This is a genomic window from Lentzea sp. NPDC036955, assembly GCF_055608005.1.
In genome coordinates, this window is the sequence record NZ_JBVJRC010000020.1 from 18,711 (window position 1) to 32,824 (window position 14,114).

Below are 14,114 nucleotides of genomic sequence, written 5' to 3' on the forward strand. Positions count from 1 at the left end.
CCGGTTCCGGGGATTCAGCCGATCGAGCGATTCTTCGGTACGGCAGTTCTTCTGGACAACGGCACTCGTCCCATGACGCGGTGAAGCCCGGGACTCCGCGGAACCCCGGGCTTCACCGCGAGTGACCGGTCAGGCGCGCAGCGATGCTCCCACGCGCTCACCGGCGGCGGCCACGGCGGCGTCGCGGGCCGCGGTCGCCTCCTCCACCGTCAACGTGCGGTCCGGCGCGCGGAAGCGCAGCGAGTACGCGAGCGACTTCTTGCCCTCGCCCACCTGCTCGCCCGTGTACACGTCGAACAGCCGGATGTCCTCCAGCAGCTCGCCCGCGGACGCGCCGAGCACCTCCGACACCGACTGCACCGGCACGGACGCGTCCACGACGAGCGCCACGTCCAGCAGCACCGGCGGGTACGGCGACACGACCGGGGCCGGGCGGTGGTCGTCGAGCGGCAGCGCGTCGAGGTCGAGCTCGAACGCCACCGTGCGCTTGGGCAGGCCCAGCGCCTCGACGACCTTCGGGTGCAGCTCACCGGCGTGGCCGACGGGCCAGTCGCCGACGCGCAGCTCGGCACAGCGGCCGGGGTGCCACGGCAGCAGGTCCGACGCCACGACGCGCAGGGTCACCCCGTAGGCCTGGCCCGCGCGGCGGGCCGCCTCGACGGCGTCCGACCAGTCGGCGATGCGGCCCTTGCCCCACCAGCCGGCCAGCTCGCGGTGGCCGGTCAGCACACCGGCGACGTGCAGCGGCTGCTGCGGCAGCGCGGCCAGCATCGAGGCGACCTCGGCCTCGGTCGGCCTGCGGTCCACGCCCAGCGACGGCACCGGGACCTGCTGCGCGCGCGGCAACGTCACCTGGGCGACGTTGTAGAGCGCGACGTCCTTGGCGCCACGGGCGAGGTTGCGCTGCAACGTCTCCAGCAGGCCGGGCAGCAGCGTCGTCGCGAGGACGTTCTTGTCCGCCTCCAGCGGGTTCAGCACGCCGACGGTGTTGCGGCGGACGTCGTCCTCCGCGAGACCGAACGCGTCGAACACCGACGGGTCGATGAACGGGAACGGCTTGACCTCGACGAAACCGTCCTCGGCGAGCGTGCGCCACACGGTGCGGCGGCGGCGCTGCTGCTCGGTCAGGCCACGACCGGCGGGCGCGGGCGGCAGCACCGAGGGGATCGTGTCGTAGCCCTCCAGCCGCAGCACCTCCTCCACCAGGTCGGCGGGCTGCACGAGGTCGGCACGCCACGTCGGCGGCGTCGCCGTGACGATCGTCTGGCCGTCGTCGGAGGTGGTCACCGCGACCTGGCAGCCGATCTGGCCGAGGCGCCGTGCCGTCACACCGCGGGCGTAGCGGACGCCGGCGATGCGGTCGGGCAGGTCGATCGGCATCGACACGGGTTCGGGCAGCACGGCCGCGCCGACGTCGGTGCGGCCGGGCTTGATCGCGCCGTCGCCGTAGTGCACGAGCAGCTTCGCGGCCCGCTCCAGCGCGACCGGGGCGAGCGCGGGGTCGACCGTGCGCTCGAAGCGCTTGGCGGCCTCGGACGGCAGCTTGTGGCGGCGGACCGTGCGGGCGATGGACGCCGGGTCCCAGTTCGCGGCCTCCAGCAGGATGTCCGAGGAGCTGTCGCGGACCTCGGTCGACGCGCCGCCCATGACACCGGCCAGTGACACGACCCCGGAGTCGTCGGCGATGACGATGTCGTCGACGTCCAGCGCACGCACCGCGTCGTCCAGGGTCGTGAGCTTCTCGCCCGCGACCGCCCGGCGCACGGTCAGCGCGCCCTGGACCGCTGCCGCGTCGAACGCGTGCAGCGGCTGGCCCAGTTCGAGCATCACGTAGTTCGTGACGTCGACCGGCAGCGAGATGGAGCGCATGCCGGCGAGCATCAGGCGGCGGCGCATCCACCACGGCGTGGGCGCGGTCGGGTCGACACCGGTCACCCGGCGTGCGACGAAGCGCGAGCAGCCGGCGCGGTCTTCGAGGTGGACCGGCCAGGCCTCACCCTCCGGTTCCGGGACCTCGACGACACCGGGGTCGCCGAACGGCACGTCGAGCGCGCAGGCGATCTCGCGGGCCAGGCCGCGCACCGAGAACGCGTAGCCGCGGTCGGGTGTCGGCGAGACCTCGATGACGCTGTCGTTCAGGCCGAGCAGCTCCATCGCGTCGTCACCGGGCGTCGCGGTGCCCGAGGGCAGCACGAGGATGCCGGAGTGGTCGTCGCCGATGCCGAGCTCGTCCGCGGCGCAGATCATGCCCTCGGACGTGCGGCCGTACGTCTTGCGCGCCGAGATCGTGAAGCCGCCGGGCAGCACGGCACCGGGCAGCGCGACGACGACCGAGTCGCCCTCGACGAAGTTCGAGGCACCGCAGATGATGTTGTTGACCTGCTCGGGGCCGACCTCGACCTTGCAGTAGCGGATCGGCTTCTTGAACTCGGTGAGCTCCTCGATCTCGACGACGCGACCGGCGACGATCGGGCCGGTGACGGGACCGAGCGGGCTCACCTCCTCGACCTCGATGCCGATGCGCACGAACGCCTCGGCGAGCTCGTCAGGGGTGGGGATCTCGTCGAAACCGAGGTGTTCGACCAGCCAGCTGACCGGGATGCGCATCCGGCTCAGGCCTCCGTTCCGAAAGGCTGGGTGAAGCGGACGTCGCCCTCGACCATGTCGCGCATGTCGGGCAGGCCGTTGCGGAACTGCAGCGTCCGCTCCAGGCCCATGCCGAACGCGAAGCCGGAGTAGACGTCCGGGTCGACGCCGCAGGCGCGCAGCACGTTGGGGTTGACCATGCCGCAGCCGCCCCACTCGACCCAGCCTGCGCCGCCCTTGCGCTCCGGGAACCACACGTCGACCTCGGCCGACGGCTCGGTGAAGGGGAAGAACGACGGGCGCAGCCGGGTGCGGGAGTCCTCGCCGAACATGGCGCGGGCGAACGCGTCGAGCGTGCCCTTGAGGTGGCCCATGGTGAGGCCCTTGTCCACGGCGAGGCCCTCGACCTGGTGGAACACCGGGGTGTGGGTCGCGTCGAGCTCGTCGGTGCGGAACGTGCGGCCGGGGCACACCACGTACACCGGCGGCTCGCGGTCGAGCAGCGTGCGGGCCTGCACCGGCGAGGTGTGCGTGCGCAGCACCAGCGCGGAGTCGGCCGGCGCGACGTAGAAGGTGTCCTGCATCGACCGCGCCGGGTGGTCCTTGCCGAAGTTCAGCGCGTCGAAGTTGAACCACTCGGTCTCGAGCTCGGGGCCCTCGGCGACCTCGTAGCCCATGGCCACGAAGACGTCACCGATGCGCTCGGCGAGCGTGGTGATCGGGTGGCGCGCGCCGCGCGGGAAGCGGTCCCAGGGCAGCGTGACGTCGACGGTCTCCTCGCGCAGCACCCGCTCGTCGCGCTCGACGGCGAGCACCGCGTGGCGCTCGTCGAAGGCGACCTTGATCGCGGACTGCGCCTCGTTCACCCGCTTGCCGGCGTCGGCCTTGGCCTTGGGCGGCAGCGCCCCGATCTCGCGGCGGGCCAGCAGCACGGGCGACCGGTCGCCGAGGTGGCCGGGCTTGACCGCGGCCAGCGCCTCCAGGTCGGCTGCCCCGGCGAACGCCTCGCGCGCCTTCTGCACGGCGGCGTCGAGGTGCTCGGCCGACAGCGCCGCGACCTGCTTGGGGTCGTACGGGTCGTTGGCTCCGGACATGGTTGTAGGACAGCTCCCGTCACGGACTCGGTAATCAACTCCCCGATCCTAGTGGGTGCCCACTTGACCGCCCCGGGCCGTTCCACATAAATGGCGGCGCCGGTGTGGATCGCGTCCTTAGGATGGGCGGCATCATGTCGCACACCTTCCGCGTCGACCTGCGCGGCATCATCGACCTGCTCAGCCACCACCTGTACAGCAGCCCGCGCGTCTACGTCCGCGAGCTGCTGCAGAACGCCGTCGACGCGATCACGGCACGGCGCGAGCTCGACCCGTCCTGCCCGGCCGAGGTCTCGATCACCTGCGGCCCCGAGCTGACGATCACCGACAGCGGTGTGGGCCTCACCGAGGACGAGGTGCATGGGCTGCTGTCGACGCTCGGCCGCACCTCGAAGCGCGACGACCTGGGCTTCGCCCGCGAGGGGTTCCTCGGGCAGTTCGGCGTCGGCATGCTGTCGTGCTTCCTGGTCGCCTCCTCGGTGACGGTGATCACGCGCTCGGCCCGCGGTGGTGCGGCCGTGCGGTGGCAGGCGGACTCCTCCGGCAACTACTCCGTGTCCGCCGTGGACGGTGAGGTGGCCGTCGGGACGACGGTGGTGCTGCGGGCGTCGCGCGGCAACGAGCACTGGCTGGAAGCCGACGTCGTGCGGCCGCTGGTGAGCGACTACGGCGATCTGCTGCCCGCGGTCGTCACGGTGGACGGCGAGGTCGTGACGCGCGGGCTGCGGCCGTGGGACGACGAGGACGCGGACCTGTCCGCCTACTGCGAGCAGGTGCTGGGGTTCACGCCGTTCGAGGCGATCCCGATCGAGGTCGAGGCGGCCGGGCTGACCGGTGTCGCGTTCGTGCTGCCCTCCGGCGTGCACCCCGGGACGCGCCAGACGCACCGGGTGTACCTGAAGCGGATGCTGGTCGGCGACAACGTCGAGGGCCTGTTGCCGGACTGGGCGTACTTCGTGCGGTGCGTGGTCGACGCGTCCGCGATCCGCCCGACGGCGTCGCGCGAGTCGCTGTACCAGGACGAGATGCTGCTGGCGGTGCGCGAGGAGCTGGGCGAGCAGATCCGCGACTGGCTGATCCGGCTGGACGCGATCGAGCCGCGCCGCGCGGGTGAGCTGCTGGCCGCGCACCACCTGGGCATCAAGTCGCTGGCCCGGTCCGACGACGAGATGCTGCGGCTGGTGGAGCGGTGGCTGCCGTTCGAGACCACGGACGGCGCGATCCCGTTGCGGCAGTTCAGGCGCAAGCACGGCGCGATCCTCTACATCCCCGAGGTCGACGAGTTCCACCAGCTCGCCCCGGTCGCGGCGGCGCAGGGGCTCGGGCTGGTCAACGCCGGCTACGCCTACGACATGGAGCTGCTGAACCGGCTGAGCGCGCTCGACGGTCCCGCCGTCGCGCGGCGGGTCGCCCCGAGCGAGCTGCTGGCGGCACTGGCCGATCCGGAACCCGACGTCGAGGCCGCGTTGAAGCTGCGGCTCGCGGAGGGCGCGGCGGCGCTGGACCGGCACGACTGCGACGCCGTGGTCCGCGACTTCGACCCGGTCTCGCTGCCCGCGCTGCTGATCAGCAACGCCGAGCAGCAGCGCAGGCTCGACACCGAGCAGACCGCCGCCGACGCCGACCCGCTGTGGGCGGAGCTGCTGGGGCAGCTGACCGCGGACACCGGTTCCGGCCGGCCGGAGCAGCTCGTGCTGAACTGCCGCAACCCGCTGGTGCAGCGGCTCGCGCGGCTGACCGACCCGTCGCTCGTGGAGCTGACGCTCGAATCTCTGTACGTGCACGCCGTCCTGCAGGCGCGGCGGGCCATGCGACCGAAGGACACGGCGGCGCTGAACCGCTCGTTCCTGGAACTGCTCGACCGCGCCGTTGGGGGTAAGTGAGACATGGCCGACTTCACCGAGGAGGACGCGGAGAACGCGTTCCTGGAGGCCTACAACATGCCCACGGGCATGCCGAAGCACGAGGCGCTGGAACGGGTGGCGCGGATGTCCGACGCGCTCGGCCACCTGCCGCTCGGGGTGTCGTGCCGGATCGCGATGATCGACTCGGCCTACTACCTGTCGCGCTACGACCTGATGCTGGCGCCGTTCGCGTGGTGCCTGGGCGCGGAGGAGAAGGACCCGGAGGCGTTCAACGACTACGAGCGCCACTCGCTCGACTGGTCCCACAAGTGGATCTCCACCGGCCTGCGCCGCGACCCGCGGTTCTCGCTGGAGCAGCTGCAGGCCGTCATCGGGCAGCTCGCCGACCGCTACGGCCGGCTCGGGTACTCGGTGCAGCCGGTGCACGGCGCCCGCGCGGAGTACGCCTACCACGTCGGTGACCTGGACGGCGTGCGCGAGCACCTCGGCAGGTACCTGGCCACGGAGTCCGGCCCGATGGCCGACTGCGACGCGTGCGTGGTCGAGGAGCAGGTGTGGATGCTGGCGCGGCTCGGCCGGCACTCCGAGGCCGCCGGCCACGGCTGGGAGGGCCTGTCCGGCAACACCGGGTGCGCCACGCAGCCGCAGGGCATCCTGAGCGCGCTGCTGTGGCCGTTGCTGGAGATCGGCGACCTGGAGAAGGCCGCGCACGCGCACACCACCGCGTACCGGTTGATCAAGGACGACGAGATCACCTCGTACGTGCACGAGCACATCCGGTTCTGCGCGCTGACCGGCAACCTCGACCGCGGCGAGGAGATCCTGCGCCGGTCGCTGCACAAGGTGACCGCGACGCAGCTGCCGGCCGACGAGATGTCGTTCGCCGAGTGCGCCTCCGTGCTGCTGAAGCGGCTCCCGGCCGACGTCGGGTTCGACGTGCCGTCGGTGGGCACGCTGACCGCGGCCCAGCTGCTCGACCGGTTGTCGGCGCGGGCCGTCGAGCTCGCGAAGGCGTTCGACGAGCGCAACGGCACCCCGGCGTGGACCGAGCGCGTGACGAAGGCGCTGGAGCAGGCCGACTACCCGCACGTGCCGCTGGCGGTCCCGGTGGCCGCGGCGCCGACGCCGGCGGAGGAGCCGGTCGTCTTCGGCGACCCCGTCGACATCGCCACGCGGATGGTCGAGCTGTACGAGAGCGGTGACTTCGTGCAGGCGCGGCGGATGCTCGACTCGCTGCCCGCCGACATGGACGCGCTGCTGCCGCCGGACCTGGCCGCGCACGCCGGAATCCGCCGGATCACGAGCGGCCTGGCGCCGTTCGAGCAGGAGCACTTCGAGGCGCTGCTGGCGGCACTGCCCGCGGACATGGCGCTGCGCTACCGGGCCAGGATGGCCGTCAAGCTGGAGAACGGCCGGGAGCTCGCGCAGCGGTGCCTGGCCGAGGCCACCACCGACTACACGCGCACGATCGCCGCGCTGTCGCTGGCCGAGCTCCTCGACGAGGAGCACCAGCACGACCAGGCCGGCGAGATGATGGCACTCGCGTCCTCTTGGGATGTTCCGGAGCTGCGCGGCCGGGTGCTCGTGCAGGCCGCCGAGCACAAGGCCCGGCAGCAGGACCTCGACGGCGCGTACGCCGACGTCGTGGCCGCGCTGGCCGGTGACCTGCCGCCGAACGCCCGCTTCGAGGGCCTGCGGATGCGGCTGCGGCTCGAGACCCTGCAGCAGCGCGTGCCGGAGGCGCTGGCGACCGCGGCGGCGTTCGTGTCGTCGTTCCCGCTGCCGGAGTCGGCGGAGGCGCGCTGGTACCAGGTGGCCGCGATCCAGGAGCTCGACCAGGAGGGTGCCTGCCTGGCGGAGCTGCGGGAGGCCGTGGCGGTCTCGCGCGTGCACCTCTCCCCCGGCCACACCGCGCACTTCTGCTTCGCGCTGAGCGGCGGCTACGTGCAGACGAACCGGTTCGTCGAGGCCGCCGAGGTGCTGGAGGAGGCGCTGCGGCTGGTGCAGGAAGGCCAGGAGGACCTGCGCCTGCAGATCGTGTTCCGGCTCGGCCAGGTCTGCCGCACGCTCGACGAGCTGCCCGACGCCGTGAAGCACCTGCGGGAGGCCGCCGCCCTGCTGCCCGCCGAGGAGGTCGGCCGCCGCGCGTTCCTGCTCGACGCGCTCGCCTCGGTGCTGCACCGCACCGACGAGCACGAGGAGGCGGCGGCGACCTACCGCGCCGCCGCCGAGCTGTGGCAGTCGGAGGGCAACGTCTCCGAGGCCGTCGGTTCGCTGATCGAGCTGGCCTCCGCCCTGCCCGGTGAGGCGGTGCGGGAGACCCGCTCGGCCCTCGACGACGCCGAGGCCCTGCTGCCGTCGCTGGAGGACCTCACCGAGGTCACCCGGCGGCAGGCGGAGATCGCGGCGATCAGGGCGTTCCTGCACTCGCAGGCCGGTGAGTACGCGCTGGCGATCAAGTACAACCGCGAGGCGGAGGCGCTGGCGACCTCGTTGTCGGAGGACGGCTGGCGGACGTTCCTGGTCGTGCGCTCGGCACGGGTGCTGCTGGAGGCGGGCGACCCCGAGGGCTCCGAGTCCGAGGCCCGCCGCGCCGCAACCCTGCTCCCCGACGACTCACTGGTCGGCGAGGTGCTCTCGGCGTTGTCGGACGCCCTGAGCGCCCAGCAGAAAACCCCCGGCACCGACCCCCTCGTCCGCGCCCTGACCGCCCGCCTCTCCTGACCGTCACGCGGGGCCCTTTCGTTCCCCTGAGGGAAACGAAGGACTCCCGCGTGACATCAGAAGCGGGTGCACGCGGGGAGCTTTCGTTCACCAGGAGAGCACGAAAGGGCCCCGCGTGCGGTCACACCGAGGTGAGGGCGGCGGTCGCGGCCTCGTGGATGGCGCGGCGCGGGCCGTCGGAGCCCAGGGTCAGGACGTGGGTCAGGGCCTCGCGGTACGCGACGTCGAACGCCTCGGCGGCGGGCACCTCGACGTGCGGCACGACACCGACGCCCTCCCAGTTGGTGCCGGACACCGGGTTGATGGCACGGCCGTTCGGGATGGACGACTTGAGGTGCGGGCCGACGCGGTAGCGGTCGCCGGGGTGCGCCCCGCCCTTCGTGGTCTCGCCGACGAGGGTGGCGCGCTCGTTCTGCCGCAGGTTGTAGCTGAGCTCCTCGGCACCGGAGAACGTGCGGCCGCTCGTCAGCACGTACACCGGTTTGGTGCCGCCGAACTTCGGGCCCGGCACGTGCGGCAACGTCCAGAACTGCTGCGTCGAGTCGGCGGGCCGGTTGTAGATGTCGTTGAGGTGCACCGGCTCGTCGAACAGGTAGCTGCAGATCAACGCGACCGTGTGCGGGTCACCGCCGCCGTTGGCGCGCAGGTCGATGATCAGCGCGTCGGTGTGGGCGAGCAGCGTCATGGCCGCGGTGACGGCCGGGGTGGCGATCTCGGCGTCGTGCAGCAGGCGCAGTGCCAGCAGGCCGACGTTGCCGGCGAGCCGTTCGACGCGGGTGATGCCGAACGCGTCCAGCTCGGCCTCCCGCCGGTACGCCACCGGGTCCCACGCCGACCCCTGGTCGGACTCGGACACCTCGTCGTGGCTGTGCAGGAGCCGCAGGTGCTTGTCGCCGTTGACCTTCTGCAGGTCCTCGGTCACGAGCGCGGCGAACCGCTCGTCGTCCACGCCGGCGTACGCGCCCTCAGCGAGCCGGCCGCGCAGGACCGCGGCGATCTCGACCGCCGTGTCCGGGAAGACGTAGTAGGCGGTGAGCTGGGAGCAGAGGAGTTCGATCTCGGGTTCGCGCACCGGCACACGATACGAAAAACGCGACTGCGCGCCAGCGGTTTTCCGCGGCCCGGTCAGCTGCGCTGGTCGCGGGCGGAGGCGTAGAGGCAGACCGCGGCGGCCGTCGCCAGGTTGAGGCTCTCGGCGGCCCCGTACAGCGGCACCTTCAGCGCGGTGTCGAGGGAGGCGACCACGTCGTCGGGCAGCCCGTGCGCCTCGCTGCCGAACACCCACGCGGTGGGCCGGTTCAGCTCACCCTTGGCGGAGGCCTCGACCAGGTCCTGCTCCGCGTACCCGTCGGCGGCCACCAGGGTGAGACCGGCCGCGCGGCAGGCCGCGAAGACCTCACCGGCGTCACGGGACCGGGCTATGGGCAGGTGGAACAGCGAGCCCGTGGAGGCGCGCACGCACTTGCCGTTGTGCGGGTCGACCGCATCGCCCGCGAAGATCACCGCGTCGGCTCCCGCCGCGTCGGCCACGCGGGTGACGGTGCCGGCGTTGCCCGGGTCGGACACGCCGTACAGCACCGCGACGAGCCGCGGAGAACCGGACAGCGCCCGGTCGAGCGGCTGCGGGACCGCGTCGCACACGGCGACGAGACCCTGCGGTGTCACGGTCTCGGACAGCGACGCGGCGGCCTTGTCCGTCACCTCGCTGATCCGGATGCCCGCGTCGGCGGCGGTGCGGAGCAGCTCGGGGTTGCGGTCGGCGGCGGTCGCGGTGACGAAGAGCTCGTGGACCTCGCCCTGGCGCCAGGCGAGTGCTTCCCGCACGGCCTGGGCGCCCTCGACGAGGAACCGGCCTGCCTTGTCACGGCCCTGGCGGCGGGTCAGGTGGCGAGCAGCAACGACCCGAGGCGTCCGTTCGGTGAACGGAGCTGCCTCGGGTCGTTGACCGGGTGCGTGGTGGCTCAGGCCTTGTCCTCGGCCGGGGCGTTCACGTCGGCCGGGAGCGCGCCACGGGCGATCTCGACGAGGGCGGCGAACGCGGTCGCGTCGGTGACGGCGAGGTCGGCCAGGATCTTGCGGTCGACCTCGACACCGCCCAGGCGCAGGCCCTGGATGAGGCGGTTGTAGGTCATCCCGTTCGCGCGGGCAGCGGCGTTGATGCGCTGGATCCACAGCTTGCGGAAGTCGCCCTTGCGCGCACGGCGGTCGCGGTACGCGTAGTTGAGCGAGTGGAGCACCTGCTCCTTGGCCTTGCGGTACAGCCTCGAACGCTGACCGCGGTAGCCGCTGGCCAGCTCGAGGGTGGTACGGCGCTTCTTCTGGGCGTTCACAGCCCGCTTGACGCGTGCCACGGGTCCATCCTGTCGATCTCATGGGGGCGGTGCTCACCAGAGCCTGGTGCTGCCGCCCCGAAATTAGCTAGGGGGTCGAAGCAGGTCAGAGACCGAGCAGCTTCTTCATGCGGGGGGCGTCGGCCGGGGAGACCACGGTCGTGCCGGCCATGCGACGCGTCTCACGGCTGGACTTGACCTCCAGGCGGTGGCGCTTGCCCGTCTTCTCGCGGACGACCTTCCCGCTGCCGGTCACCCGGACTCGCTTCGCGGTGCCCTTGTGCGTCTTGTTCTTCGGCATTTCCGTCCTCGTCTCGTGCTACCCACCGGGTCGGGGGCGGCCATGCGTCCTTATTCGGTGGCCTCGGCGGCTTCGTCGGCTTCGACGACGCCGTCCTGCTCCTGCTTGACCGGACGCGGCTTGATGTTCTTGTGCGGCGCCAACACCATGATCATGTTGCGGCCGTCCTGCTTGGGGTTCGACTCGACGAAGCCCAGCTCCGCGACGTCCTCCGCCAGCTTCTGCAACAACCGGTAGCCGAGCTCGGGGCGCGACTGCTCGCGACCGCGGAACATGATGGTCACCTTGACCTTGTTCCCGTGCGAGAGGAAGCGGGCCACGTGGCCCTTCTTCGTCTGGTAGTCGTGCGGGTCGATCTTCGGCCGGAGCTTCTGCTCCTTGATGACCGTCAGCTGCTGGTTCCGACGGGACTCGCGCGCCTTCTGCGCGGTCTCGTACTTGAACTTGCCGTAGTCCATCAGCTTGCAGACCGGCGGGCGAGCCTGAGCGGCGACCTCGACGAGGTCGAGATCCGCTTCCTGCGCGAGTCGGAGCGCGTCCTCGATGCGAACGATCCCGACCTGCTCACCATTCGGCCCGACCAGACGAACTTCCGGCACCCGAATGCGGTCGTTGATGCGCGGCTCGGTGCTGACGGGTGCACCGCGGTTCGAGGGACTTGTCATTCACGTCCTTTGAGACTCGTTTGCGCCAAAAACAAGAGCCCCGTCGTCGATGACGACAGGGCCCGCTTCCGACCGATCACAGACCTGGCGGAGGGCACCCGTGCGCCCTGCTGCCAGGAGGACCGGACCCGGCCACCTCAACAAGCGGTGATCGCGGGTGGGAGCGGGGCTCCACTTGCCGCTCCCGCACGAGCGGGAGCTGGTCGCGTCGGAAATAGTAGCAGACGCGGTTGTCAACCCCCGAATCGAGGCCGGGTGGGGTCCGCTTGCTTGAATGGGCGGCGTGACCGATCCGCTTGAAGGCACCCTTGAAGACGACGTCCGCGACCTGGGCGACGTCCCCAGCATCGAGGTCATCAGCCGTGCGGCCGTGATGCTGCTGTCCGCCGCCGCGGAGCGCCTCGGCCTCGCGGACCCGGACCCGGACAGCTCGCCGCGCCGCGACCTCGACGAGGCCCGCCGCCTGATCACGGCGCTGGCCGGCCTGGTGACCGCCTCGTCGGAGTACCTCGGCCCGCACGCCGCACCGCTGAAGGACGGTCTCCAGTCGGTGCAGCGCGCGTTCCGCGAGGCCTCCGTCGTGCCCGACGAGCCGGGTCAGGGCCCCGGCGAGAAGTTCACCGGTCCCGTCTATTGATCCGCCCGCACGACCACGGGCTCCCACGGCTGGGCGCTCACCGAGAACACCGGTGAGGCCCGCTGGCCGGTGGCGGCGCGGAACGCGACGCTGGCGCCGTTGGGCAGCGGGCCGATCTCGACCTGCTCGCCCGGCGGTTCGTCGCCCACCGACAGCCCGAGCACCCGCGAGCCCGGCACGACCGAGACGGTGACCTGGTCGAGCACCGGCGGCCCGCCCACGTAGCTGAGGTGGAACTCGTCCGGTGCGCCCGGCGTGATCTCGAACGAGGGCATGCCGCGCCGCCGCCGTTCGGCCGAGACGCTCTCGGCGACCTCCTCGACCCGCTCGATCGCGAACTGCCCCGCCCGCTGCGCCTCGTCGGCCAGCATCCGCGCGGCACCGGCGGCGTCCTGAGCGCTCACCGCCGCGCCACGGGCCTCGTCGACGCCCCTGCGCGCGTCCTCGGCCGCCTTGCGCGACTCCTCGACCGCCGTCTTGGCCTGCAACGCGCTCGAGGTGGCCTGCTCGACCGCCTTGCGGGCCGCCGCGGCCTCCTCCTGCGCCTTGCGCGCCGCCTCCTGCGCGTTCTTCGCCTCCCGCGCCTGCCACAGCGCCACCGCCACCGAGCACAGCGACACCACGGCGGCGATCACCGCGATCGCGGTCATGCCCGCACCCCCAGCGAGGCGAGCTCGCGCCGGGCCAGCTCGTCGATCACGTCGGTGTCGCCGGTGCGCCACGCCACCGCGGGATCTCCGCCGAACTTCGCGAGCTGCCGCGGCGAGAGGCTGGTGAGCGCCCTCAGCGCCAGCAGGTCCGGCTTGTCGCGCAGCCGCGCGACCCCGGCGGCCCTGCGCGCGTACCGCAGCCGGACCGGCAACCACGTGATCAGCAGGAACAGCACCGGGACGACGACCAGCGCCGCGGCGAGCCAGAACGCGGAGTCCTGCACCACGCCGATCTGCGCGTTGCCCGCGTCGGTCAGGGTCTCGCCGGCCTTGGTGCCGTTGCCCAAAGCCCCGGACAGGTCCTCCCCGACGAAGGGGACGCCCCTGGCCTTGCCGGCGGCGTTGGTGAAGACGTCGCGGATGCTGACGCCCGCGCTGACCAGCCCGTCGCCCGGCGCCCGCAGCTCGAGCACCCAGTCGTGGACCGTGGTGGCCACCCAGATCCAGAGCGCCACCCACCCGACGGCGAGGAGGTCTGCCACCACCTGACGCGTGAGCCTGACCGGTCTGTCCGCGTACCACTTCATGGGGCGGATGCTGCCACGTGACCAATCCGGCGTCGATGATCACTCCGCCGCCGCGGTCCCCGCCCTGATCCGCGCGGCCCACTCCGCACCGCTCTGCCGGCCGAGCCACCCGCCGTAGAGCAGTGAATAGCGCCTGCTCAGGTCGCTCCAGCAGGCGTTGACCAGCGCCACCGCCTCGTCGTGCGGCAGGTCGAGCGCGGCGGCCGTGTCGGCCATCACCGCGCGCTGTTCTTCGTCGCACGCGTAGAGGAACGTCGTCGGCTCGGTGCTCAACAACATCAGCTGCTGATCGGAGTCCGTGAAGTCCTCGGCCTCACGCCGATGCGTCCAGAACGCCACGTGCGTGGTCACCGGCACGACGTCGTCGTACGGCTCGGAGATCGAGAACAACGCCGTCACCGGTCGTTCGGCCTGGCGCAGGCACTCGCGGGCGAAGGCGAGCGCCACCCCCATCCGCTCGTCGAGCGTGTCGGCGAGCGGCATGTCGAGGACCCCGGACTCCAGTCCCCGCAGCAGGTACCGCGACCCCTCGGTGGTCCAACCGGCCGCGGCGACGTCCGCGAGCGCGGGCGGCAGGCCGACCTCGGGCGGGCGGGCGGACGGCGTGCAGGGCGGCCTGCATCCGGGTGTTGGCCTTCTCCGCTGTCAACCTCGGTCTCCCCACGGCGAAGGGGG

Annotated in this window: 13 protein-coding genes; 3 read left to right on the forward strand and 10 right to left on the reverse strand. The window is 72.1% G+C overall.

Annotated elements, in window-relative coordinates; all coding sequences use genetic code 11:
- Positions 1-129: 129 nt before the first annotated feature.
- On the reverse strand, positions 130-2,607 hold the full coding sequence (gene pheT / locus ACZ7CF_RS41400) for a phenylalanine--tRNA ligase subunit beta (RefSeq protein WP_470372447.1): 2,478 nt from the start codon (positions 2,605-2,607) through the stop codon (positions 130-132).
- Between the two features lie 5 nt (positions 2,608-2,612).
- Positions 2,613-3,680 carry a phenylalanine--tRNA ligase subunit alpha gene (gene pheS, locus ACZ7CF_RS41405; protein ID WP_360397847.1) on the reverse strand — a complete coding sequence of 356 codons (1,068 nt, stop codon included), beginning with the start codon at positions 3,678-3,680 and terminating at the stop codon, positions 2,613-2,615.
- 134 nt (positions 3,681-3,814) lie between these two features.
- On the opposite strand from pheS, the gene ACZ7CF_RS41410 reads away from it, so the two are divergent.
- Complete coding sequence (locus ACZ7CF_RS41410; protein WP_458430898.1) at positions 3,815-5,563, forward strand: HSP90 family protein; 1,749 nt, start codon at positions 3,815-3,817, stop codon at positions 5,561-5,563.
- Between the two features lie 3 nt (positions 5,564-5,566).
- Positions 5,567-8,269, forward strand: a complete 2,703-nt coding sequence (locus ACZ7CF_RS41415) for a tetratricopeptide repeat protein (RefSeq protein WP_470372448.1) — start codon at positions 5,567-5,569, stop codon at positions 8,267-8,269.
- A gap of 121 nt (positions 8,270-8,390) precedes the next feature.
- Here ACZ7CF_RS41415 and ACZ7CF_RS41420 read toward each other — a convergent pair whose 3' ends face one another.
- From ACZ7CF_RS41420 to infC, 5 genes are all read right to left on the reverse strand, one after another.
- On the reverse strand, positions 8,391-9,341 hold the full coding sequence (locus ACZ7CF_RS41420; protein ID WP_470372449.1) for a S41 family peptidase: 951 nt from the start codon (positions 9,339-9,341) through the stop codon (positions 8,391-8,393).
- Between the two features lie 53 nt (positions 9,342-9,394).
- Positions 9,395-10,234, reverse strand: a complete 840-nt coding sequence (locus tag ACZ7CF_RS41425) for a TrmH family RNA methyltransferase (RefSeq protein WP_360397883.1) — start codon at positions 10,232-10,234, stop codon at positions 9,395-9,397.
- On the reverse strand, positions 10,231-10,620 hold the full coding sequence (rplT, locus tag ACZ7CF_RS41430) for a 50S ribosomal protein L20 (protein ID WP_360397839.1): 390 nt from the start codon (positions 10,618-10,620) through the stop codon (positions 10,231-10,233). Before rplT ends, ACZ7CF_RS41425 begins: the two co-directional genes overlap by 4 nt.
- Before the next feature lie 85 nt (positions 10,621-10,705).
- Positions 10,706-10,900, reverse strand: a complete 195-nt coding sequence (rpmI, locus tag ACZ7CF_RS41435; RefSeq protein WP_360397837.1) for a 50S ribosomal protein L35 — start codon at positions 10,898-10,900, stop codon at positions 10,706-10,708.
- A gap of 50 nt (positions 10,901-10,950) precedes the next feature.
- Positions 10,951-11,565: a translation initiation factor IF-3 gene (infC, locus tag ACZ7CF_RS41440; RefSeq protein WP_360397835.1), complete on the reverse strand. Its 615-nt coding sequence runs from the start codon at positions 11,563-11,565 to the stop codon at positions 10,951-10,953.
- Positions 11,566-11,848: 283 nt separating this feature from the next.
- Here infC and ACZ7CF_RS41445 point away from each other — a divergent pair, with 283 nt between their 5' ends.
- Positions 11,849-12,202, forward strand: coding sequence for a DUF1844 domain-containing protein (locus ACZ7CF_RS41445; protein ID WP_360397833.1), 354 nt, complete (start codon positions 11,849-11,851; stop codon positions 12,200-12,202).
- On the opposite strand, the gene ACZ7CF_RS41450 is transcribed toward ACZ7CF_RS41445, so the two are convergent.
- The 3 genes from ACZ7CF_RS41450 to ACZ7CF_RS41460 are packed head-to-tail and all read right to left on the reverse strand — an operon-like array spanning position 12,196 to position 13,922.
- Positions 12,196-12,852, reverse strand: coding sequence for a hypothetical protein (locus tag ACZ7CF_RS41450; protein ID WP_458430895.1), 657 nt, complete (start codon positions 12,850-12,852; stop codon positions 12,196-12,198). The genes ACZ7CF_RS41445 and ACZ7CF_RS41450 overlap by 7 nt on opposite strands.
- On the reverse strand, positions 12,849-13,439 hold the full coding sequence (locus ACZ7CF_RS41455; protein ID WP_360397829.1) for a hypothetical protein: 591 nt from the start codon (positions 13,437-13,439) through the stop codon (positions 12,849-12,851). The genes ACZ7CF_RS41450 and ACZ7CF_RS41455 overlap by 4 nt, the downstream gene beginning before the upstream one ends.
- 39 nt (positions 13,440-13,478) lie before the next feature.
- Complete coding sequence (locus ACZ7CF_RS41460; protein ID WP_470372450.1) at positions 13,479-13,922, reverse strand: hypothetical protein; 444 nt, start codon at positions 13,920-13,922, stop codon at positions 13,479-13,481.
- Between the last annotated feature and the right edge of the window lie 192 nt (positions 13,923-14,114).